This is a genomic window from Pseudomonas sp. LBUM1646 (genome assembly GCF_059716165.1).
The window spans coordinates 3,445,241-3,467,761 of record NZ_CP166810.1 but is presented as its reverse complement, the minus strand read 5'-3'; the positions used below and the strand labels follow the sequence as shown (position 1 = coordinate 3,467,761).

The 22,521-nt window shown below is 54.9% G+C and carries 19 protein-coding genes and 2 pseudogenes; 2 read left to right on the top strand and 19 right to left on the bottom strand.

Translation table 11 applies throughout. The features are described 5' to 3' along the window. Positions 1–20 precede the first annotated feature (20 nt). From ACA071_RS15965 to rfaH, 12 genes are all read right to left on the bottom strand, one after another. Positions 21–1,439, bottom strand: coding sequence for an oligosaccharide flippase family protein (locus ACA071_RS15965; protein WP_497645233.1), 1,419 nt, complete (start codon positions 1,437–1,439; stop codon positions 21–23). A gap of 13 nt (positions 1,440–1,452) precedes the next feature. Then, positions 1,453–2,406 (bottom strand): glycosyltransferase family 2 protein, encoded by a 954-nt coding sequence (locus ACA071_RS15960; protein WP_497645232.1) that lies wholly within the window; start codon positions 2,404–2,406, stop codon positions 1,453–1,455. Positions 2,407–2,423: 17 nt separating this feature from the next. Continuing rightward, complete coding sequence (locus tag ACA071_RS15955) at positions 2,424–3,737, bottom strand: O-antigen ligase family protein (protein ID WP_497645231.1); 1,314 nt, start codon at positions 3,735–3,737, stop codon at positions 2,424–2,426. Continuing rightward, on the bottom strand, positions 3,734–4,846 hold the full coding sequence (locus ACA071_RS15950; protein ID WP_497645230.1) for a glycosyltransferase: 1,113 nt from the start codon (positions 4,844–4,846) through the stop codon (positions 3,734–3,736). The genes ACA071_RS15955 and ACA071_RS15950 overlap by 4 nt, the downstream gene beginning before the upstream one ends. Further along, the gene (locus tag ACA071_RS15945) at positions 4,843–5,922 is read right to left on the bottom strand and encodes a glycosyltransferase (RefSeq protein ID WP_497645229.1); all 1,080 of its coding nucleotides are present in this window, start codon (positions 5,920–5,922) and stop codon (positions 4,843–4,845) included. Before ACA071_RS15945 ends, ACA071_RS15950 begins: the two co-directional genes overlap by 4 nt. A gap of 2 nt (positions 5,923–5,924) precedes the next feature. Continuing rightward, the gene (locus tag ACA071_RS15940; protein WP_497645228.1) at positions 5,925–6,629 is read right to left on the bottom strand and encodes a WecB/TagA/CpsF family glycosyltransferase; all 705 of its coding nucleotides are present in this window, start codon (positions 6,627–6,629) and stop codon (positions 5,925–5,927) included. A 13-nt stretch (positions 6,630–6,642) separates the two neighbouring features. Then, a complete protein-coding gene (locus tag ACA071_RS15935) occupies positions 6,643–7,983 on the bottom strand; it encodes a UDP-glucose dehydrogenase family protein (protein WP_497645227.1) in 1,341 nt (446 codons plus the stop codon). Between the two features lie 69 nt (positions 7,984–8,052). Further along, a complete protein-coding gene (locus ACA071_RS15930; RefSeq protein ID WP_497645226.1) occupies positions 8,053–9,444 on the bottom strand; it encodes an undecaprenyl-phosphate glucose phosphotransferase in 1,392 nt (463 codons plus the stop codon). A 147-nt stretch (positions 9,445–9,591) separates the two neighbouring features. Continuing rightward, complete coding sequence (locus ACA071_RS15925; protein ID WP_497645225.1) at positions 9,592–11,904, bottom strand: GumC family protein; 2,313 nt, start codon at positions 11,902–11,904, stop codon at positions 9,592–9,594. Between the two features lie 2 nt (positions 11,905–11,906). Continuing rightward, positions 11,907–12,440: a polysaccharide biosynthesis/export family protein gene (locus ACA071_RS15920; RefSeq protein WP_497645224.1), complete on the bottom strand. Its 534-nt coding sequence runs from the start codon at positions 12,438–12,440 to the stop codon at positions 11,907–11,909. A 12-nt stretch (positions 12,441–12,452) separates the two neighbouring features. Further along, positions 12,453–13,613 carry an outer membrane beta-barrel protein gene (locus tag ACA071_RS15915; RefSeq protein ID WP_497645223.1) on the bottom strand — a complete coding sequence of 387 codons (1,161 nt, stop codon included), beginning with the start codon at positions 13,611–13,613 and terminating at the stop codon, positions 12,453–12,455. 34 nt (positions 13,614–13,647) lie between these two features. Continuing rightward, positions 13,648–14,187, bottom strand: coding sequence for a transcription/translation regulatory transformer protein RfaH (gene rfaH / locus ACA071_RS15910; protein ID WP_497645222.1), 540 nt, complete (start codon positions 14,185–14,187; stop codon positions 13,648–13,650). Positions 14,188–14,791: 604 nt separating this feature from the next. On the opposite strand from rfaH, the gene ACA071_RS15905 reads away from it, so the two are divergent. Both ACA071_RS15905 and ACA071_RS15900 read left to right on the top strand, forming a co-directional pair. Then, positions 14,792–15,769, top strand: a complete 978-nt coding sequence (locus tag ACA071_RS15905; RefSeq protein ID WP_497645221.1) for an NAD-dependent epimerase/dehydratase family protein — start codon at positions 14,792–14,794, stop codon at positions 15,767–15,769. 292 nt (positions 15,770–16,061) lie between these two features. After that, positions 16,062–16,571, top strand: coding sequence for a cupin domain-containing protein (locus ACA071_RS15900; RefSeq protein ID WP_497645220.1), 510 nt, complete (start codon positions 16,062–16,064; stop codon positions 16,569–16,571). Positions 16,572–16,860: 289 nt separating this feature from the next. Here the strand turns inward: ACA071_RS15900 and ACA071_RS15895 are convergent, their stop codons facing one another. From ACA071_RS15895 to ACA071_RS15865, 7 genes and pseudogenes are all read right to left on the bottom strand, one after another. Continuing rightward, a complete protein-coding gene (locus ACA071_RS15895) occupies positions 16,861–17,748 on the bottom strand; it encodes a hypothetical protein (RefSeq protein WP_497645219.1) in 888 nt (295 codons plus the stop codon). A gap of 469 nt (positions 17,749–18,217) precedes the next feature. Next, the gene (locus ACA071_RS15890) at positions 18,218–18,523 is read right to left on the bottom strand and encodes a hypothetical protein (RefSeq protein ID WP_497645218.1); all 306 of its coding nucleotides are present in this window, start codon (positions 18,521–18,523) and stop codon (positions 18,218–18,220) included. 197 nt (positions 18,524–18,720) lie between these two features. Beyond that, complete coding sequence (locus ACA071_RS15885; protein WP_497645217.1) at positions 18,721–19,260, bottom strand: imm11 family protein; 540 nt, start codon at positions 19,258–19,260, stop codon at positions 18,721–18,723. After that, positions 19,257–19,610 carry an AHH domain-containing protein gene (locus ACA071_RS15880; protein ID WP_497645318.1) on the bottom strand — a complete coding sequence of 118 codons (354 nt, stop codon included), beginning with the start codon at positions 19,608–19,610 and terminating at the stop codon, positions 19,257–19,259. The genes ACA071_RS15885 and ACA071_RS15880 overlap by 4 nt, the downstream gene beginning before the upstream one ends. Then, a pseudogene (locus ACA071_RS15875) lies at positions 19,587–20,945 on the bottom strand (RHS repeat domain-containing protein); the annotation flags it as partial. The gene ACA071_RS15880 and the pseudogene ACA071_RS15875, both read right to left, overlap by 24 nt. A 139-nt stretch (positions 20,946–21,084) precedes the next feature. Further along, positions 21,085–21,435: a hypothetical protein gene (locus tag ACA071_RS15870; protein ID WP_497645216.1), complete on the bottom strand. Its 351-nt coding sequence runs from the start codon at positions 21,433–21,435 to the stop codon at positions 21,085–21,087. A 12-nt stretch (positions 21,436–21,447) separates the two neighbouring features. Beyond that, positions 21,448–22,374: pseudogene (locus ACA071_RS15865) on the bottom strand (RHS repeat domain-containing protein); the annotation flags it as partial. Positions 22,375–22,521: the final 147 nt, after the last annotated feature.

The window sequence follows — 22,521 nt, the reverse complement described above, 5'->3', positions numbered from 1 at the left end:
TCCTGTCTCAGGGACTGAATTCAGCGGGCGGTGAATACCGATTTGAATTCTTGCGGCCAGCGCGGGTGCATGACGCTATAGGCCACGGCATAACTCAGCACGCCAACCACGATGCTGCAGATCAAGTGCAGGTAGCCTTGAAAACCCAGCTGAGGTGACACAAACAGGACGGTTGCGGCCATGACCAGTGAAGCGATCACGCTGCGGTAATTAGCGTCGAGGTACCGCCGCCAGCTGTAACCGATGGCTGTGTTAAGGCCACGGATTTGCAGCGGCGTGATAATCAGCATTCGCGCCAGCAGCGCCAGGGCTGCGGCCATGCCGCCATAAACGTTGCCGAAGCCGTAGACCAGCACCAGCGCCAGCACCGTGGTTGCCACTTCAGCCTTGATCGTGAGGTGGCTGCGGTTGACTGCCACCAGTGCGGTGGTGGCGTACATGGCGGTGTTGCCGATGGCCGCCGTGCAGGCCAGCACTTGCAGCAGGGGAATCGCTTCGGCCCACGTGGCGCCGAATATCAACAGGATGAGGTCGTTTGCCGTGAGCGCGATGCCAATGAACAGGGGCGTCAACAGAAAGCCGCTCACGGCAGTCGAGTCGCCAATGATCCCGAGCAGTCGCAACGGCTCTGCGCTGCGCCGGGCGAACACCGGCAGCGCGTAGCTCAGCAGGCCGTTATAAATCGCGGTGCGTGGCAGCTCGATGATGCGCATCGCCATATTGAACATGCCGACCGCGTTCACGCCGGCTGTCATGCCCAAGACCACGTTGACCCCGCGCTGTAGCGTTTGCGAACTCAGCGCGTTGATGGCAACTGGTGCGCCGGCCCTCAACAGTTCACGCAAGAACGGGCCATCAATATAAAAGGCCATGCGTCGCGGGTCTGCGCGCATCAATACAATGATGGACACGAACTCCATGATCAGTGCCTGGGCAATGACCGCCCAGGCTCCCAATCCCCAAAGCGCAACAGCGATGCCGCCGACGCCGCCACACACCTTGCCCAGTAACGTGCGCGACGCCAGCATCCTGAAGTTACCGCTGCGGCGCATTTGCGCCACGTAGACCCGCGCCATCATGGTGAACAGGATTTTCACCGAGGCCACCGCCGTCATCCATTGCAGCACCGGGTCGGGTGTGTACAGAAACGCCGCGCCCGAGATGACGATGATCGACACCAGGCTGACGAGTACCGCAGCCCAGAAGGCTGTAGTGATGTGTTTGTCCTCCAGCCGTTCGAGTCGTACCAGCGGGTCCTCCAGAACCGATGAATACACCAGGCCGATCAACTCGACGATGGCAATGATGACCGTGCCCACACCCAACTCTGCGGGCGACAGCAGCCTGGCATACGCGACGAAGGTAATCATCGACAGGAAAATCAGGCCGAATTTCTCGGTGAAGATCCAGATCAATGTAACCAGACGGTGATTGGCCATGGCGGATACCGGTTCAATGAGCGGTGGTTGACGCCGTTGCCTTGCGCCATGATCGGGCGCAAGCATTGAGGTAGCGCAAGGTCGGTTTGCCGTTATCGAAGATCAGCGTTTGCCAGGAATAGTCCAGCATCCGCCGGTAGACGCCGATCACGTCGGCATACTCGCCTTTACGGGAAAAGGCATTGAGAAAGTCGGTGTGGTTGCCCAGCACGAAATCGATCCGTTGCTGCTTGCTTAGCTGCGCGCCATAGCGGGCGAGGTACACCTCGATGAACCTGATCTTGTTCTGGTAGTACTTTTTTGGTTGCGCGGTCATGTTGCCGCCATTGACCGTGCGCTCCAGCAGCACCTGCGGCACCGTGTGGACCTCCCAGTGTTCGGCGATCCGGGTCCACATGAAGCGGTCTTCGGAGTAACGCAGGCTGGCGTCGAAGCCTCCGAGTTGCATGATCACGTCGCGCTTGACCAGCGCGGTGGACACACCATTGACCACGTTGGCGTGGATGAAATCGTAGAAATGCCTGCCGTTCTTGCGCTGATTGTCCAGTTGCCGCCTACCGTCGCTGTAATTGACCTGCGCGTAGCAGTCGATCAGCCCCACTGGCCGTCCCTGACGACTGAGTTCGTCATACAGGGCCAGTTGTAGTTCCAGCTTTTGCGCACGCCATTGGTCATCGGCATCGAGCATCGCCACAAAAGTCTCTTCAGAGTGCCGCAACCCGTGGTTGCGGGCGCTGGCCTGGCCTTCGTTGGCTTGCTGCAACAGCGTCAGGCGAAACGGCGCCGCGAAGTTTTTGACCCGTTGTGGCCCGTCATCGGTGGAACCATCGTCGATGACGATGACGTGATCGGGCAGCCGGGTTTGCCCGACCAGGGACGCCAGTGTTTGCTCAATGCTGTCGGCGCCGTTGTACATCGGGATCACGACGCACACTGAATGCGGCAAAGGGGGGGCTTGGTTTGGCACGGGTGTTTCTCCTTTTATTACGCCTTGGCTGAATCGTGCGGTAATGCCCTGCCAGACGGACGCTGACGCAGGGTTGCCGGTGAAAACTCGGGGTAGGTCGCGTGGTGATGCCGAAAGGACAGGGCCAGGGTGCAGAACACCAAAAACTCGGCGGAGCGGTAGTTGGGAATCACGTACGCCACATAATTGGTGACGGCGAACAAGCCGATGATCACCAGAGCGCTGGCGCGAAACTGTGCCGACTGGTTTGCCGTCACGGCCCGGTATTGTTTGAGCAGCGCTTCGCCAAGCAAAAGCGCCAGCGCAGCCAGTTGGATGGCACCGCCGTTGAGCAGGGTCTCCATGTAGCCGCTGTGAGCGTTGCCGATATAGCCCCAGCGGATAATGAAAGCATCGGCATCAGGGCTGGACCAAAAGGCGCCGAAGCCGTAACCCTTGAGAAACTGTCCGTCGATGTAGGGCTCGAGCAGCTCCCAGATCAATGTACGGTCGGTCAGTGACGGGTCACGACCGGCCATTTCCAGCAGTACCGCAAAGTTGCTGTACAGAAACAGGCAAACCAGCAGGTAGAGGAGGGTGCATCCCAGGAACATCAGCTGCGAGCGGTTGATGCGCAAGCGGATCAATGTGAGGAAGTACCAATAGCTGATCGTGCCGGAAATAATCAGCACCACCCCTGTTGCCGACTGGGCGAGCAAGATGGCGACCAGCGAGCAAAACGAACAGAAGAGCGCCCAGTGATTGCGCTGACGAATCATCGGTAGCAACAGCAGGATGGCGATCGCGTTGAGCCGGGCGCCGGCGTTCTTTTCGGCAAAAATCCCCTTGAAGGCGCCGTCGCGAATACCACCGGACAAGAACGCGACGCCAGGCATGACCACGGCGAGTATTAACCCGATCAACGCCGCCACGCCGATGGCACAGCCGAGCATGAAGGTGATTTTTTCAAGGGGGTAGTTATAGGCAATGAAACCGGCAAAAAACACCATGCTGAGCATTGCGATAAACCGCTTGAGGCTCAGCATCGGGTCGTGGGACCAGCCGATCGATGCAACGACACAGAGCATGAACACCAGCAGAAAGAAGTTGCTGCGGTAAAAGGTTTTGCTGAGAAACACCTTGTTGCGGATGAAGAAGAATAATGGCACCAACAATGTGATGAGGCCGCAGACCTGGTTGGCGACGTTACCTTCGAGGTCTTTATTGATGTCGCCGAAGCTGGATGCGCCACCCAGACCGAGAACAAACGTAATCACCTGGATGTAGAACAGCACGCCGAACAAGGTGAAGCCATCGCGTAACGTCGAATATCTAATCTCCAGTGTTTTCATGATGATGGGCTCCCGAGCAACGCGGTGAGGTAGGTCTGCACCGCGCTGGCATTCATGAATCGGGTGGCTGCATCCAGGCGGGAATGACGCTGCAAATCTCGCGGTGTGGAGAGTTGCAGGGCAATTGCCTGTGCCAGTGCGAACGGGTCGTCGACGGCGACTAGCGGTGCGACGAGGCCGCCGATGAGGATGTCCTGAGGGCCATGGGGGCAGCGGGTCGCCACCACCGGCGTGCCCGTGGACAAGGCCTCTACCAGCGCATTGGGGCTGCCTTCGAAGCGCGACGACAGCACAAAGCAATCGGCCGCGGCCACTTCTGCCAGAGGATCACGGGTGTAACCCGGCAGGTCGAAGCGATCCGCAACGCCCAACGTGCGGGCCTGGTCAAGCAACTGCTCCCTGAGCGCGCCTTCGCCAAAAATGATCAAACGGGCGCCGGAATCCGGCAATGCGGCGAACGCTGTAATCAAGGTGTCGAAGCCTTTTTGCGGCGCCAGGCGACCCACGGCGACAATCACCGCGCTGGACTTTTCCAGTAGCCAACGGTGGCTGGGCAACCCCGGCGTCTTCTCGCGGAAATCGTTGTCGAGCACCGGGTTGTCGGCAATGGTCACGTCCTGGCGGCGCGCAATGGTGGTATCGACCAGGTCCTGAGCGACACCGCGCGATACGCAAATCACCGGGTTGGGAATGAGCCGATACAGCAGCGGCGCCACCAGGTACGCGACCCGCACCATAAAGTCGGGGTTAACGTGCTTATCATGGGAAAAGGCATTGCGCTCGCTGACGTGCAGCCGTGCCAGCGTGCCGGACAGCGCGGCAGCGGCGATCGCCACCACGTTGACGTGAGTGAGGGCCGCCAGTTGCGCGTCGAAGCGATTGGCACGAAGAAATCGCGCGAGTGCTGGCACCGCACGGGCACTGCGTGAGCTGCGCAATTCAACCTTTTTGACCCGCGGGTCGAGGTACGCTGCGTTAATTCCGCCGCCGGTCAGCATCAGCAACGTCACGTCATTGCCCGCGTCCACCAGCGCTCCGGCCAGGCGCGTCATCATTTTTTCAGCCCCGCCGGCGCTGAGGTCATGCAGGATAATCAGCAATTTTTTCATTGGTTCCATACCTGGTAATACGCCTGCGCCGCGTACTGGCTGGTGTACTGGCGGATGGCGTCAGTGACCATTTTTTCGCTGGGTGCAATGTGATCTCGTGAGGTCAGGCTTCGCAGCATTCCATCGGCCAACGCCGGTATGTCGTTGACGTTGACCAGTTGGCCAAGCCGGCCGTTGTCCAGCAGTTCTCTGGGCCCGGTCTCGCAGTCGCACGCCAGCACCGGCGTTCCCAGCGCCAGCGCCTCGATCAGTACGGTCGGCATGCCTTCTTGCACGGAACTCAGAATGAACAGGCGTGCATGCCTGAGCAGTGGATAGGGGTTGCTCAGGAAACCGGTGAAGTGCACCCGATGGGCGATGCCCAGGCGATTTGCCTGAGTGGTCAGTGCCTCGAGCAAAGGGCCGTCGCCGACGATCACAAGATCCGGCAGCGCTTCGCTGTGCAAAGCCAAGGCGTAGGCATCGAGCAACAGGTGAAAACCTTTGGGTTCTACCAAACGGCCCAGGCTCAACCAGTAGTCGCGGGGCAATCCGGCGAGCAGCGGTGCCTGTGAGGCTTGAAGCAGTTGTTCGGTGACGACGGCGTTGGGGCAATAACGGATCCGCTGCTGACCCCATGGCATTAGATCGACGAGGGCCTGGCGCAGGGCCGTGGAGACCGTCACCACCTGGCCGCTGCCACAGAGGTACAAGGTGTAGAGCAGGCGCAGGCTTGAGGGACCGGTTTTCTGTTCAGTGCAATCAAGTGTCGCGTGGCGGCTATAGATGACTTTGCAGGCACTGCCCAAGGTGGCGAACCAAGTGCAGAGGTTGGCCTGCTCCTTGGCGGCGATGAGGTGGGTGACGCCGTCACGGCGAATGAGCCGGCGCAACAGGACGATGGACTTGAGCAGGCCGACGATGCCGCTGCCGCCGCCATTGAGGCTTTGAATACCTTGCGTGTCGGGCATGTCTGCGTTCATGACGAAAAAACTCACACGCTGGCCGTCCTTGAGAAACTGCTCGGACAACCGTTGTTGAACGCGCTCGACGCCGCCACCCAACTTGAAATCCTTGAGGATAAACAGGATGTGCATGGTCATTCCCCAACGCTGATGGCGACTTTGTGCCGAGCGAGCATCGTCAACAGGTGCAAAAAGTTGCTGGGGTAATCGATGAGGTAGCGTTTGATCGTGTGGGGCTCGCGATACATTCGATAAAACGCGCGCATATGCAGGCGATTGATCAGCGCTGGGTAGTATTGCCGCGTGGCCAGGGCTTCCTGGCGAATGAACCCGCCACAGGTGAAGGCGACACCGCGAAAGCCCGCACGCAGCGCATCCTGTTCGAACTGCTCTTGCAGTCCGGCGCCCAGGCCAACGATCAAGATGTTCGCTTCGCTGCGACAAATGTCGGCCCGAATGCCATCGGCCTGGGACGCGTTGAAATAACCGTTGTGATAACCGGCGATGGTCAGCCGCGGATAAAGGGTCTTGATCTTGCTGATGAACAGGTCCAGTTCAGCTTGCCGGGCGCCAACGAAATACACGCGCTTACCCAGTTGCTCAGCGCTGCTGAGTACAAGGTCGGCAATAGATGTGAAGTCAAAGCTGACCCGGCCGATCGTCCTGCCGGTCACGCGAGACATAAATGTCGACATCAGCATGCCGTCGCAAAAATAGGTGACGGTGCTCGGGGTCTGTTCGAAAAGGCTGCCGATGGACGCAAAGTTAATGAAGGAATAGGCCTGGTTGGCCTCCAGTAACTTGGGTGAGTAATGCCCGACTAATTCCAGCTTGAACATGGCGCGGCTCCTTTCAGATGACTGAGGGGGTTTGCCGCCCCACGGATACGTAGGTGAAGCCGCGTTTACTCAAACGCTGCGGATCGAACAGGTTGCGTCCGTCGAAAATCAACGATTGCTTGAGCCGCTGACTGAGCAGGTCGAAGTCCGGCGCCCGAAACGATTGCCACTCGGTGACGATGATCAACGCGTCGGCATTTTTCAGCGCCGCTTCCTTGGTGCCCGCCAAGGTCAGGTCATCGCGCGAGCCATAAATGCGCTGGGCCTCTTCCATGGCTTTGGGGTCGTACGCCTGGACGCTGGCACCGGCCCGCCACAACGCCTCCATCAATACGCGGCTGGGGGCTTCGCGCATGTCGTCGGTGTTGGGTTTGAAGCTCAACCCCCACAGGGCAAAGGTCTTGCCGCGAAGGTTGCCGTCGTAGTGATTGAAAATCTTGCTGTAGAGACTGGTTTTCTGTTCCTGGTTGCGCGCCTCTACGGCCTTGAGCACCCGAGCGTCAATGTCGACACTGTTGGCGGCATGGATCAGCGCCTTCACGTCTTTGGGAAAACACGAGCCGCCGTAGCCGAGGCCGGGGTAGATAAACTGATAGCCGATGCGTGGGTCGGAACCGATGCCGTGGCGCACCATCTCGATGTCGGCGCCCAGTTTTTCGGCGAGGTTGGCCATTTCGTTCATGAAGCTGATCTTGGTCGCCAGCATGCAGTTGGCGGCGTACTTGGTCAGTTCGGCGCTGCGAACGTCCATGACGATGATTTTTTCGCGGTTCCGATTGAACGGTTCGTACAGCTCGCGCATCACCGCTTCGGCACGCGGGCTGTCGGTGCCGATGATGATCCGGTCCGGGCGCATGCAGTCTTCCACCGCACAGCCTTCCTTGAGAAATTCCGGGTTGGAGACCACGTCGAACGTCAGATCGCCGCGATCGTTATCGGCCAGCACTTGCTCGATGCGCGCACGCACCAGGTCGCCCGTGCCGACCGGCACGGTGGATTTGTCGACGATGATGTGGTGCCGGTTCATGTTCAGCGCGATGGTTTGCGCCACGCTCAGCACGTATTTGAGATCTGCCGAACCGTCTTCGTCGGGCGGCGTACCGACGGCGATCAACAGCACATCGCCATGGTGAACTGCGTCGGCCAGGTCTGTGCCGAATTGCAGTCGGCCACTTTGGTAATTGTCGCGCACCAGGCTTTTCAGGCCCGGCTCGTAGATGGGCAGCGACCCTTCCTTCAGCGCTTCTACCCTGGCGGCGTCGACATCGACGCAGAGCACGTTGTGCCCGACCTGTGCCAGTGCGGCGCCCTGGACAAGGCCCACGTAACCAATACCGAATACGCTCACATTCATGGTCAAACCTCAGGTCGTCGAGACGGTTATCAACGGTGGGGCAGGGGGGCAGCAGAGGTGGGGCAGGGGTCAGTAGATGTTTTTCGAGAACAGGGTGAAGGGGGTCTTGATGAGGATTTTGATGTCGAGCCACAGCGACCATTGGTTGATGTAGTTGAGGTCCTGAGCGACGCGCAGCTGCATCTTTTCCACCGTCTCGGTTTCCCCGCGATGCCCCGTGATCTGGGCCAACCCGGTGATGCCCGGTTTGAGGCGATGCCGGGCCATGTAGGCGCGCACTTTGCCGGTGTAATAAATATTGTGGGTGACGGCATGCGGGCGCGGGCCGACCAGGGCCATTTGGCCAAACAAGACATTGAACAGCTGGGGCAATTCGTCGATGGAGCTGCGGCGCAGGAAGCGTCCGAGCGGCGTGATGCGGTCATCGTCACGGGTGGCCTGGCGGACTTCGCGGTCGTCGTGGACGCGCATCGAACGAAACTTCCAGACCTTGATCACTTCACCGTTGCAACCGTGGCGGTTTTGCTTGAACAGCACAGGGCCTGCGGAGGTCAGCTTGACGGCGGCCGCCACCACCAACAGCAATGGGCTGAGCAGAATAATGGCCAGCGTGGCCAGGCTGCGTTCGAACAGGTCCTTGCAAAACAGGCTGGCGGGATGCGAGCTGATCAGGCTTTCATTGAGGTAGATGGCCGGCATTCGCTCGATTTCCGAGATCGAATGGTTGAGCAACACCATGCTGCCGAAATCCGGGATCCACACCACGTCTACATTCATGTCCAGCAGGTCGATGTAGAGCGCTTCGATGGTCGCGGCATGGGCCATTGTCAGAACGATATAGACGCGGCGCACCTCCAGGCGGGTGATGATCTCGCGGATCGCGTGAACGTGGCCGAGCAGCGGCAAAATGCTCGGAGCCGGGCCGCTGTTATCGGCGGCGGCGATGAAGCCCAGTACCAGCGCGCGGTTCGGTCTGGAGAGTTTTTTCGCCAGCTCATGGGCGGTCGGGCAGGTGCCGATGATCACCGAACGACGCTCGTTGCAGACCATTCGCGAGTGCAGTCGGGCGAAGTAATGCAGGGGCAGAAAACTCGCGGCCTGGACCACGAAGCCCAATACCGCCCAGACCATAATCACCTGGCGCGAATAAATCGCACTGGTCTGGGTGATGAAGGCAATAGCCGCCAGCACGGCCAGCAGGATCAACCAACCGGCCAGCAATCTGCCGAGCCCGACCAACAGGCCATGACGTTTGTGGTAGACCTGCATCACGCTGTAAATCGGCACTGAACCGAGCACAGTCAGAATAATCAGAATGCGGTATTCGCTGGTCAGACTGCCGACGCGCCAATACACGAGCAGCATCAGCAGTGAGGTGACCAGCGTCAGCGCACACAGCCACTGGCCCCAGAACGTCAGGCCTCGACGGTGTGCCATGTGAGCGGTATAGAGCGGTGTCATGGGCTTAACCTCAAGGCAGAATTAATGCATCAGCGCTGATGGAGCAGACACGGCGTCTCTCCCGCTGGCTTTTCCGTAGCTCGGCAGAGGTGAAGCAGGTTGTGTGATGGCAGAAAGGGGCGTAGCGGCAGACTTGGTCGCCCGGTGTTACCTGGGCGCGAAGTCGTAGTTATAGAACGCTCGGGAATGGTGGTAGCCGTACTTGCGCGCCTTGCGCAGGTCCACCTGGTTGAGCACGGTGCCAAATACCGACACCTGGCTCTGTTGCAACATGGCAATGCCCCTCTGCACTTGGCTGATCGGCGTGCTGTCGGCCTTGACCACATAGATCACCGCATCCGAATGCTTGGCCAGCAACAGCGCGTCGCTGATCATCTCCGCAGGTGGTGAGTCGATAATGATATGGCGGTAACGCGACCTCAGCGCCTCAAGCATGCGCGCCATGCGCGGCGAACTGAGCAGATCCTGCGGCGGAGGCTGGCGTGACGGGTTAAGCGCGTCGGCGGGGGAAGGCAGGCGCGGCGCGGCGAACAGGTCCATCGAAGGGGGCATGACTTTTCCGGCCGGCAACATGTCCAGATTGCCCACCGAAACGATGCAGTCTTCGAGCCTGGCAGTGCCTGCAATGACATTCGCCAGTCCCGGGCTGTCAGGTGGAAAATCGAAGTTCAGCGAAAGGGTTGGCTTACGCATGTCAGCATCGATCAACAGCACACGCTCCAGCGAAGTGAGCGAACTGGCCAGGTTGTTGGCAATGGTGCTTTTACCCTCACCGGCAACGGTCGACGTCACCAGCACTACCTGCGATGGCATTTCGCTGCTTTGCAACATCAGCCAGGTGCGCAGATTGCGAATGGTCTCGGAAAAACGCGGGTTGTCGTTGTCTTCGAACAAGCGCGCCAGTTGCCGGCGACTTTTCTTCATCACCAACGGCACGACACTGAGCAGAGGAATATTAAGCGCGCTTTCGATCGTTTCGTCGGATTTGAAGGTATTACTCAGACTGTCGAAGAGCAGCGCCAACGCTACGCCGATCACCGCGGCGATTAACGCGACGATCCCGACAATCAATGTTTTACGGGGTTTGCTCGCGTCGACTGGGACAATGGCCGGGTCGACGATGCGCACTTTTGTCGAGTCCATGTCGGCGGTGGCCGTGGTTTCTTTCAAACGGGTGACGAAGGTTTCATACAGCGCGCGGGTGCTGTCGACCTCACGCTGGAACTCGCGCAACTGGAACTCTTTGCGAGCAATGTCCTGGATTTGCGCCTTGTTGCTGTTGAAGGATTGGCGCAGTGAGGCTTCACTGGCCGTGGCGAGCTGGTATTGCCGTTCAATACCGGCCACCACCTGCTGCACCTGCAGTTGCAGGCTGGTGGTGGCGGTGCGTAATTCGGACTGCGCGGAAATCAGGCTTGGATGTTTTGGGCCATAGCGCCCCGCCAGTTCCTCAACCTTGGCTTGGGCCGTGGCTCGGTCCGCCTGGAATTTCTGGACCAATGGGTTACTCAAGACCGCAGGCACGCTGGAGAGCCGACTCAGATCGCCGTTGCTCAGGGACTTCGCCTGCCGGTACTCGCTCTCGGCTTCAGCGCGGTTGCGACGGGCGTCAACCATGCGATTACCGGTCATTTCCAGTTCGTTGGCGCTGATGGTGGCAACCCCTCCAACATCGACCAGACCTTGCTCTTCCCGGTAGCCCTGAAGCTTTTTCTCGGCAGCGCGCAAGTTGTTGCGCAACTCGACCAGGCGTGTGTTCATCCAGGCAGTAGTGGTCTGCGAGGATTTCTCGCTGGTGTCGAGCTGGCTGTCGGTAAAGCCCTGGGCCAGTGCGTTGGCCGTCGCTGCGGCCAGAACAGGGTCCGGGAGTTCGACCTCGATTTCGAGCAATTGACTCTTGCCGACGAACTTGACGCTGGTGTGCAGCATGAGGTTCTGCGTGACCTGATTGAAGACGTCTTCTTCATCTGGCGCATCCTTCAGCGGCATCAATAGGCCCAGTCCTGGAATCCATTGATCAAGGTCAAGATCGGCCAGCCATTTGCGCGGTGTGAACCAAGGCGTCGGCTGCTGGCGCGGGTCGGTAACCGGGTTGGTCGTAAGGTCGAGTTTTTTCACCGCTCGTTCGGCAAGGTCCCGCGATTGCAGGAGCGCTTGCTGTGTCTGCAAGTAATCCGTGGCGTTGCTGCCTGAATCCTTGACTTGCTGGAAGGACATCAGCGGTGGTGTTTTATCGTTGAACAGCAGGGTGGTGCTGCCGATGTATTGCGGGGTGATGGTCGAGACCACAACGGCCGCTACCACGCTGCTCAGCAGGACCAGCCATCCGATGCTCCATTTGGCGCGCCAGATCACCCGCCAGAGCTTTAGAAGATCAATGGTGTCCTTGTCTTCGCTGTACTGCTGATGCAGATGCGTTTGCAGAGGACGTTCGACGTAGGTGCTAGGGCTGTTGTCCATGATTAGAAAAAGCCTTGTGCAATGGAAATGGTGTCGCCGGGGGCAATCGTGGTGTTTCGCGTAACGTTATCGGTGAGGGTCGCGCCACCATCGCCGCGCATGATGGTCACGCGTTTAATTGAGGCGCGCTCGGTCAAGCCACCGCCCAATGCGATGGCTTTCTCCAGTGTCAGGCCGGGCACGAACGGATAGCTGCCGGGCTTTTGCACTTCGCCATTGATGTAGAAAGAGCGGTATTCAATCTGACTCAGGCTGACTTTCGGGTCGATCAGGTAACCCTGTTTAAGCCCGTCGACGATGATTTTTTCGACTTGGTTGGGGGTGAGTCCTTTGGCGGAAATCTCTCCCAGAAAAGGGTAGGAAAATGTGCCGGCATCGCTGAGACGGATCTTTTTCAGGCTCAACTCCGGCTCACCGAACACGATGATGCGCAAGACATCGCCAGCGGCCAGTTTGTATTGAGTGCCAGGGTCTGCTGCATAGGTATGGGGTAGAAAAACCAGCGCGAACAACAAGACAAGAGTGCGTGTGTTCATGTCGAGACCCTCTTAAAGGCTGACGTTGAAGCTGATCTGAAACACGTTGCGGGTGAAGCTTTCGTTGTCGGCATCAGAATCGTTGTCGCGATATCGATAGCCGAGTTCGATATCCAGCCATCGGCGCATCGCGTACACCACCGCCAGGTTGTAGTCCTGATAATCGTCGGTGCGGCTTTGACCTTCGTAGACATAACGCCCGATCCCGGCTTGTGCCACCGTGGTGATCCGTTCGGTCCAGCCATGACGCCAACCGACCTGGGTGAACGTCGACTTCACGGCATCAGCGCCATCGTCGCCCTCGGCGAGCGCCTGGCGAGCGACAAAAGTAAACGTCGAGTAAGTTCGCGGCTTCCATTGCAAATCGACTTGCCAGGTGGGGTTGTTGAGGTCTTTGGATTCGCTGTTATCAAAGTTTTTTCGCTCATAACCGAGGCGGACTTTGCCCGTCGTGCGTGCCGTTAAATCCCATACGGCACCGGCAAGTACGGCGTCGGATTTACTGCTGCGCGGGCTGTTGGCTTGCAGGTAATCAAAGTTGGTGTGGTCATATTCCAGCAGGCCGCGGGTGTTACTGCCGATGCGGTGGTACCAAGTGCTGGTGACTGCGGTGGTATTGCGTTCCTTGTCGTCGTTGACGCCATCGGCATTGTCATAGCGAAGCTCGGCGTAATTGGCACCGAAATCGATTTGATTGTCAGCGCTTTTAGCGCCAAAGGTGTAGAGACCACCCACCCGTTTGTTGTTGAGCTTGTCATTGACGCCTTCTACCGCCGTCGATTCCGTGCGTTCGTATTTCCGATATTCGGCTTCGAGTTTCAGGCGATGTCGGTCGGTGAACTCCATGACGCTGTCCGCACGAAAGCGTTGTGCCGTGTTCGAAGCATCCGACTCATCGTGGTAAATGTAGCGGGTCGGCTGCCAGATCAGCCGTGTGGCGCTATTACGATCTTCGGCCTTGAGTTCGAAAGTGGGCGCCAACTTGGTGATCATGGAAGATTGCTTGTTGTCTTCCAACTCGCGAAAGTTATCGTCATAACTTTCGGAAAACAGAAAGCTCGGAGTGAAATCGAACCCGTAAACATCAATCGCTTGCGGATCAATGCTCCAGGCCATTCCAGGATAGAAAGAGGCCAAAATCAGTGCAACAGGGCAACGTGACTTCAAGGCCATGTTAGAGCTCCTGAGGAAAGGCATAGGCGAGTAGTTAGTGATGTGTTTGAAAGGCAGGTTGTTGACGTTCAAGAACGTTTAATGGCACGCAAACCGATTGTTCCCGATTAAGAAACTGCAGCAGGATCATCACGCGCTCGGCGCCCTGCGAGGCAAGGAACACCCCCTCCAGTGGCGACAGTGGGCCGCTGATGATCTGCAGATGTTCGCCGGGTTTCAGGGCCTCGTCCGCGCTCGATTCCGATGGGTCGGAAGAACAACGAGCACGCAGATGCTCGATGACGTGCTCTGCCACCCTCGCAGGACCATGATTGAATTCGACAATACGACTGACGCCGCGGGTAGAGCGTAAGGGCGCCCAATTGTCGTTACGGCTGAGATGGATAAACAAATACCCGGGGAAGAGAGATTCCAGCACCCGCTGTCGTTTCCCGCGAATGACGCGTTCACTCACAAGCTGGGGATGGAAGATCACGTAGTCCTGTTGAAGCAGGTTGAGGTGGGCACGCTCATCCTGGCGTGGCTTGCATTGCAAAAGGTACCAATTTGGCCGTTCGGAGCTGATTGCTGACATGCTGGTAAACTCTGTAATTAGCGAAAGTTTATGCAGGCAGGGCTCTAATGAGGGCGATGAGGTGTCAAGCAGCAGACATTTGGTTTTTATTATATGAACGCAAGGCTGTATCAATAATGAATCACAACGTGCTTCATGAGAGTGCGCAACACTATGACCTGACGCTATAGAGTGCAGCGTATTTGGAATAAGTCACAGGTTATCTTTGCTAAAGACAAAGCTACCGCACGGTCTGCGCATTGGACCTTTAACGATAGGCAACTAAGTAGTTGTCTCTAAAACGACAGGCGACGAATAAATGAACGCTCGTGCCTTGTTCAACGTGACCTCGGTAGTTATCGACCAGTCTTTGCGACCTGTCAAACGTTCCCAGTCAAAAAATACGCCATTTATCCAATAGTGAGTTTGCGAACACTCAAGTAATTGTTTTTATAGATAATTTCCATTTCGTCGGATGAGTCGAAACTTTTCACGCTCTTTATAGTCGTGGTGACTTGGCAAGTCAGCAACCAATCCCCATAGTTGGGCATTGTTATAAAGCCTGGACCGCGTGTGTCGACCAACGCTATAACTAATCACCCATTGGATTGATGGAGCAGGGACTATGACCGTTCTCGTGACTGGTGCTGCGGGCTTCATCGGGTATCACACAGTCAAACGATTGTGCCTGGAAGGCCATGAAGTAACAGGCCTCGACAACCTCAACGATTACTACAGCGTGGATCTCAAACAGGCGCGGCTCAAGCAGTTGAGCGAACTGCGAGGTTTCCGTTTTCAAACGATGGATATTGTCGATAAACCGGCCTTGATGGCGCTGTTCGAAAACCAGGGTTTCACCGAAGTCGTACACCTGGCCGCTCAGGCGGGTGTTCGCTACTCACTGGATAACCCGGATGTCTATGCGCAATCGAATCTGGTGGGGTTTCTGAATGTGCTGGAAGCCTGCCGACACTATCGGCCTGCGCATCTGATCTACGCGTCGAGCAGTTCGGTGTACGGCGCCAACAGCAAGCTGCCATTCAGTGTCGATGATGCGGTCGAGCACCCGGTTTCCCTTTACGCCGCCACTAAGCGCGCCAATGAATTGCTTGCCTACAGCTACTGCCATCTCTACGGCTTGAAGGCCAGCGGGCTGCGTTTTTTTACCGTTTACGGGCCGTGGGGCCGGCCGGACATGGCACTGTTCAAGTTCACCGAGGCAATCCTCCAGGGCAGGCCGATTGAAATTTACAATCATGGTCAGATGGCGCGGGACTTCACTTACGTCGACGACATTGTCGAAAGTATTGTCCGACTGTGTCCAAAGCCGCCGGTACCGGACAAAGAGGCCGAGGGCGCCAGCCGGATTTTCAACATAGGGCGCGGCATGCCGGTCGCGCTGCTGGATTTTGTCGATTGCCTGGAAGCGGCATTGGGCATAAAAGCTCAGCGCAACTTTGTGCCCATGCAAGCTGGCGATGTCATCAAGACGTGGGCTGATGTTTCGGCGCTGGCAGACTGGGTCGGCTTTTCTGCGCAAGTGGAGGTTGAGGCCGGTGTGACGCAATTTGTGCGGTGGTATCGCCACTTTTATCAGGTATGAGTCTTACGGTTGATACCGTTCTAGAGAGCGTTCCGTGGCTCCAGTTGTTCGAACTGTCGGAGGTCGGCGTGCGCGGGGAGGGCGACAGTTCGGTACATTTAAACTGACTATTGCATCGCGTCGAATATGTCAGAATACAACTTTAAAGTGCCGCCAAAAACACCATGAATTAAACTTAACAGGAGATTACAACATAGATTTTGTGCCATGCAGAACAATAGCTCAACTAAATAGATGTTTAGTTTAGTTATTAAAAAGGTACTGTGATTTATACCAAACAGGAGGACACAGGATGACGCATAACCAACCCAACGCCCAAGAACTAATTGCCACACTTGAACTGGAGCGACATGTGGAAGGCGGTTATTTCCGCAGAACCTTTCAACCAGATCACCGCGCCATGGTGAAGACTAACGATGGTCCGCGTTATTGGATGACTTCTATTTATTACCTGCTGACCAAGGATTCGCCCATCGGACACTTTCATCTGAACCAGTCCGACATCATGCATTACTACCATTTGGGTGATGCGATCGAGTACAGCCTGATATTCCCGGACGGCACGTTGAAAACTGTGGTGATGGGCAGCGACATCATTGCGGGTCAGTGTTTGCAGCTGCAGGTGCCAGGAGGTATCTGGAAGGCATCTCAGCTTATCGATGGCGCAACGGGTTACGGCCTGATCAGCGAAGCCGTTTCACCCGGATTTGATTTGGCAGATATGGAAATGGGTAGCGAGCAGAAACTCAAGAATGAGTTTCCCAAGCATTCGGCGCTAATAGAAAAAATGACCCAGGCTTGATGATGTAGATCAGCTTGAATCAGAAATCGTTAAAGCAGGTGCCAGGCCAGTCGTTGTCCGTCGCAATCGGTGGGAAATCAGGCTGTTCCTGAAACATATTGTTACGTGTAATGTATATTATGTTAAATCAGGTATTACTCTATGGCTCGGATCGTCTGATCCAGAACCGCGTCGCCTAAATACATCGCTACACTGCAACACCCACAAAAAACCCGGCCTGATCAGCCGGGTTTTTCTTGGTGTGAACAGTCGTCTTTGGCATGACACGCCGGTCGGCGCCTCTAGATCCTCAAGCCAGACTTTGGACAGTCTCACCGCTGCTTGCACGTTGGGCATCCAGCAATACATCCAGAGTCGTGAGGAACAGGTCATGACTCAGGATGCCCGTGCACACTGTTGATAGTATCTGATTCCCTGCCTCATCTTTAATGGTGACCCTCTCACTCCATGTATTTAAATCGATTGAGGATAGGGTCGACATTGGGACTTTACGTCCCTCCACTTCAAGAAACTCACTTGTCACAATGATTGTCTGAGTGGTGACATTGAGGAAGTCCCCCGAGAGCCGTTTGTGCCAGACCTGCCCTGTAGTCACAAACCTGAAAGTCACCGCACCACCAGACACAAGCCTGTCCATCACAACCGGCAGACGCTCGCGAACGTGCAACTCGCGCACTAGTTGCTGAAACTCCTGAAAGCCTTTGAGCGACTCGATCACTCGATGAAATGACTCACTGTCATTACGACGGTACGCCAAATTAGTGATCAGGCCGGTAAATGCAGCTTGCCCTGAGCCGAATAGATAAAGGTCTTCTATTTCAGCAAACGCCATATATTGTTGATCCGCTCCGCTGAAAGCAGCAATGCCGTGCTCGTAAATCTCATAATGGGTCCCGCGTAACTTCTTCTGCCATAAATGAATCCCAATCAGGACTGCCGAAATGATTACCAGCAAGCCACTGACAGAATAGATCAGCAACTTCGGACTGGAGCCATGGTTTGCATTCGTCCCGGGACTACTCACCGGCAGTATGGTACTCAGGTACAACACAAATCCCGCCAGGCACAGCATGACAATTCCGAATAAGAGCGTGAAGACCAGAAAACCTTTGCCATGGCGGAAGGTATTGATCAGCTTCCCTGTCACCATTGGAGCGAGCGTGGGTGATTGCTGCATAAATGATTACTTCCCTAGAAATTGATTTTGATTTTAAACACACGGCAATCGAGACGAGCGCCGCTGATGAAAAGCGTAAAAACGACAACGCATTGCACCTTCAGTATTTGAAAGGATTTCAGCCGTTGTACCCCTTCACTTCTTTTAGGTAGTACGCATAATTGACGCTGGTGCCATACCAAATCGAAACACCTATACCAAGGCCTCTTTCGATAGAGGCTGGAAATTGCATGCCCATCATCGCGAAGCCCATGATGGCAGACGTGCCCATGCTCGTGCCGATGCATTCGTGGTATGGGTTGAGTAAGCGCGGCGGGGTCACTCAGTCAATGTAGCATCATAAAAATTTAACGCAATAAAAGCGTATAGATGAGTGGCTGAGGCAAGCAACCACACTAAAAAAATTCACATTTTAGAGAGCTCAAATAATTTGCACGAAAAGCCATAATCCCACCGAATCAGGGCTCATTTAATCTTTAAAGTCATCATTCTCAAGATAGTACAATGCTGCTTCCAAATATGCTTCTAAGTCCGGCTTAACTACTCGCTTGTCAGCGATAGCTTTGATATCCAGCATAGTCGGACACTCAACAAATGTACGCTTAGATTTTTCAAAAAGAATCTCCTCTGCATCATCTTCAGCAACATAAAAAGCTGCAGAACTTACAGACTCCTTTGACAATCTATCTATTGTAGAATCGACGAACAGCCATCCAACATTGGGCAAACAATCAATGTTGGCCAACAGATCAGCAAAACCTTTATATAACTTCATAACATCCTCGTATTATCGACAGGCAGTACCACTACTTTTCGCCCATCAGGTTCGGCGACTCGCACTAGCGGCTTTTAGCCGCCTAGGCCATAGACATATGAGATGGCTATTCCTTGGATAGTGCGCTTAATTTACTAAGAAAACTTTGATCCGCAGAAAATCTGCCAACGTTACAAAATATTACTTATGCACCTTCTTCAGTCACTCCGTTCAACCTCTCTAAAATTAAGTCCTTTAAGACCATTTGATTCAACAGCATCCTTGAACACTTGGCTGACATATAATACTTGCGGGTTTTCAGAAATGCGGAATATTTCACTCTTGTAAATTTCTGGCATTTTTAAGACAGTTTTATAAACCACGTAACCGCCCTCTCCTTTATCATAATCGGATTTTTCAAAATCAAATACATTTGAAAGCAATTCGGTAATATATAATGCGACGTCATCAACACGTGGGCCGGATATCTTAACGCGAGGGAGATCCCGCAAAAAGCCAAGCTCTGCATATGCTTTTTTCGAGACTACTAGGACAGGTCTGAAAAAGGTATAAAAATCAGAAAGAGCTGCTTTTTTTTTACCATCGCTGTTATATACGATGCGATACTCTTGATTATCAGACTCCAAGCTGGTCTCACCGTACGCTAGCTTTGTAGCGAAGTCCTGCAGACCTTCGACTTGATCCGCATCAATCAGAGTTTTGTATTTGTCATTTTGCGTTATCGAATAAAACTTCATAAATCACCCAAATAATCCGGACCACTGCGCATCGCGCGGACTCGCAAGTAATGTATTACGAATTCTATCAATGGTTTCAATACCATCGGCTTACCACCGGCCTTATCTGGACTAATAATGAGCTGATTGACACTCTCAAAGTAAGAATTTGGATGCTTACCATTATGCAAAATCCCTGAAACGCTGGCGTCAACATTGTTACGGTTAGGCAAAAATACACCATTAACCGCATCATCTACATGAATATCATGCTTTGCCAATACCGCTCTCGCAGGTGCTACTAGCTTAGCGGTATCGCCAACAATATGATGAGCGGCGGAGTTTGGTCGCGGAGTTCCACCTTTAGTCATATTGTTACTTAACGCTTTGGAACAAAGCCCTAACGGATCGACCCATCCGACTGCGCTCGGTGCATATTTATAGAGGTTGTTACCGCCGTCCAACCCAATCGGATCCTGCGTAACAAACCGCCCCACCTCCGGATCGTAATACCGAAACGTGTTGTAGTGCAGCCCCGTCTCGTCGTCGAAATACTGCCCCTGAAACCGCAGATTCTGCTCGACTGCGTTGACTTCAAGCTTTTCTACCGAGCCCCACGCCTTGTACGTCGCCTGCCAGACGATCCGCCCTTCCCGGTCCGTCATCTCCAGTGGCGTACCAATCTGGTCGGTGTGGAAATAGTAGAGTTTCTGCTCCTAACCTTCCGCGTGATCCACCCGCGCCAACGGCGCATAACTACCCGGCTCGTAAATGTAGAGGCTGCTCTGCCCTGGTGTTTCCTCGCGCAACATGCGCAAGCCTTGCCACAAGAAATGCTTCTGTTCGGAGACGCCATTGACCTCTGACACCTTGGCCACACGGCGCCCCAGGCTGTCGTAACGATAAGTGCCGGTACTTACCAGCTTGCCGTTCACCAACGTCTCAGCCTTAACCAGCCGATTCTCACCGTCATAGCTGAACGTCTGCAGCCGGCTCAAACCACTGCGCTTTTCAATCAGGTTGCCCCACGCATCGTAAGTATATTCCTGATCCCGCCACTGCTTGAGCCGGTTGTCCTTCACGTGATCAAACTGGCTGGTGTTGAAGTTCAACCGGTTCGCCGCCGCGTCGTACCTGAACTCCTCACTGTCCACCAACTTGCCGGTGTCACGGCTGTGCAATTGGCCGTTGGCTTCGTAGTCGTACTTGATTTCGCCGCGCAGTTTGTCGAGGGTGCGGATGAGTTCGCCGGCGGGGTCGTATTGATGACGGCGGTGGATCGGGTTGTAGGCGTGTTCTACAAGCAGTTCGGGCTGGATGCCGGGGTTGTGCAGTTGCGAGAGCTTTTCCGCCGGCAAGGTCGAGGCGAACTGCCAGGCCTTGCGGCCCATGGCGTCGTAGCCGAAGCAGCTGGTGAGGTGGCCTTGGGTGCGCAGGACTTCGCGGTGCAGGTCATCGCGTTCCAGGTCGCTGATGAGCTGGCCGTCGAGGTTGAGCTGGTGCAGGTGGCCGCTGCCGTAATACAGGTGGTTCAAATGCTGACCGGTCGGCAGGGTCAGCGTGGTCAGGTTGCTCAGCGGATCGTAGTCGTAGGACAAGGCGCCTTGCGGCGTGGTCTCTTTGATCAGGCGGCCCAGCAGGTCGTAGGAGAAATCGAGTTTCTCTTCGCTGACGCCGATTTTTTTGCCGTTGGCGGTGGGCAAACGTTAATGTTGGCAACCACCTTATTTTTCGGGGAGTTATAAAAGAGCGAGGGACGGTCGGCAAAGCCAACTAACGTGAAATTTGACCTGCAGAGCAAGTCAAAAACATTTTAACAAAAGATTAAGCACTTACATTTCATAGCTACCCATAAATATTATTCTCTTGAGCCTTTTCAATAAAAATATCCATGAGATCACCTTGAATTTCTTCTCCGTCATAAGCGACGACAAAATCCCCATCTATATCATCAGGAAAATGCACCCCATCTAGCGCACCTAATACCACAGAAGCACTGTCCGCGATAACGACTTTAAAAAAAGCGAACACATCAGCCTTGGCATCATCGCTCAATATAGCCAAAGCATTCCTTGCTTTTGCATAAGGATCACTATCATTATTAACAGGCTTACTTATCGACTCTACATACTGCTCAAGATTCTTGTCAAACAACTCATTAAATATGGCGGTTACAAATTTTTGATCCGTCTTCATAAAAATTCCTCATTAACGTATTTCTGGATACATTGATTTATTGAGCGATATCAACTCTTGAAGCTTAGCATTTGGTACATCTGGATAAACACGTCTAAGCTCTCTTATGTCGCGAGCGACAACATCGCTCGCATTAGAAAAAGGCAACCCTGTCTTCCCATTGACGCCACTTCTAGACAATATACCTACACCCTCTTTAGAAACAGTATGCCCCACGCGTGGAACTAGCATTGCAGGCGCTGTTGCCGGGTCGTAACCTTCAACTAAATCTTTCATCAGGTTTTTTTGCCCGACGTGGTGAGAGTCTAATCCGAGATTTTTACCCTTTACAGCACTTTTATTACCTTGATGCGAGTTTACATCCCATTTATCACACGCAAGCCCCAATGAGTCGATCCAAGCATTTGGATTAGGTACGTACTGGTAAAGATTATCCCCTCCGAATAATCCAATCGGATCCTGCGTAACAAACCGCCCCACCTCCGGATCGTAATACCGAAACGTGTTGTAGTGCAGCCCCGTCTCGTCGTCGAAATACTGCCCCTGAAACCGCAGGTTCTGCTCGACCTCGTTCACTTCCAGTTTTTCGACCGAGCCCCACGCCTTGTACGTCGCCTGCCAGACAATCTGCCCTTCCCGGTCAGTCATCTCCAGCGGCGTACCAATCTGATCGGTATGGAAATAATAGAGCTTCTGCTCCCCACCCTCGGCCTGATCCACCCGCGCCAACGGCGCATAACTACCCGGCTCGTAAATGTACAGGCTGCTCTGCCCCGGACTTTCCTCGCGCAACAGGCGCAAGCCTTGCCACAGGAAACTCTTCTGTTCGGTGACGCCGTTGACCGCTGATACCTTGGCCACACGACGTCCCAGGCTGTCGTAACGATAAGCGCCGGTACTTTCCAGCTTGCCGTTGACGAGCGTCTCAGCCGCTGAGAGCTCTCTATTAGTTTCCACCCCAATATTGATGCACTTAGATTGCAGACCTAACTTGTAACTATTGGCATATCGCGACCAATATCAGCATGAGGAGTATATTGCGTACAGACCCCTTAAACATCACCCACAATATAAATATAGTTTACA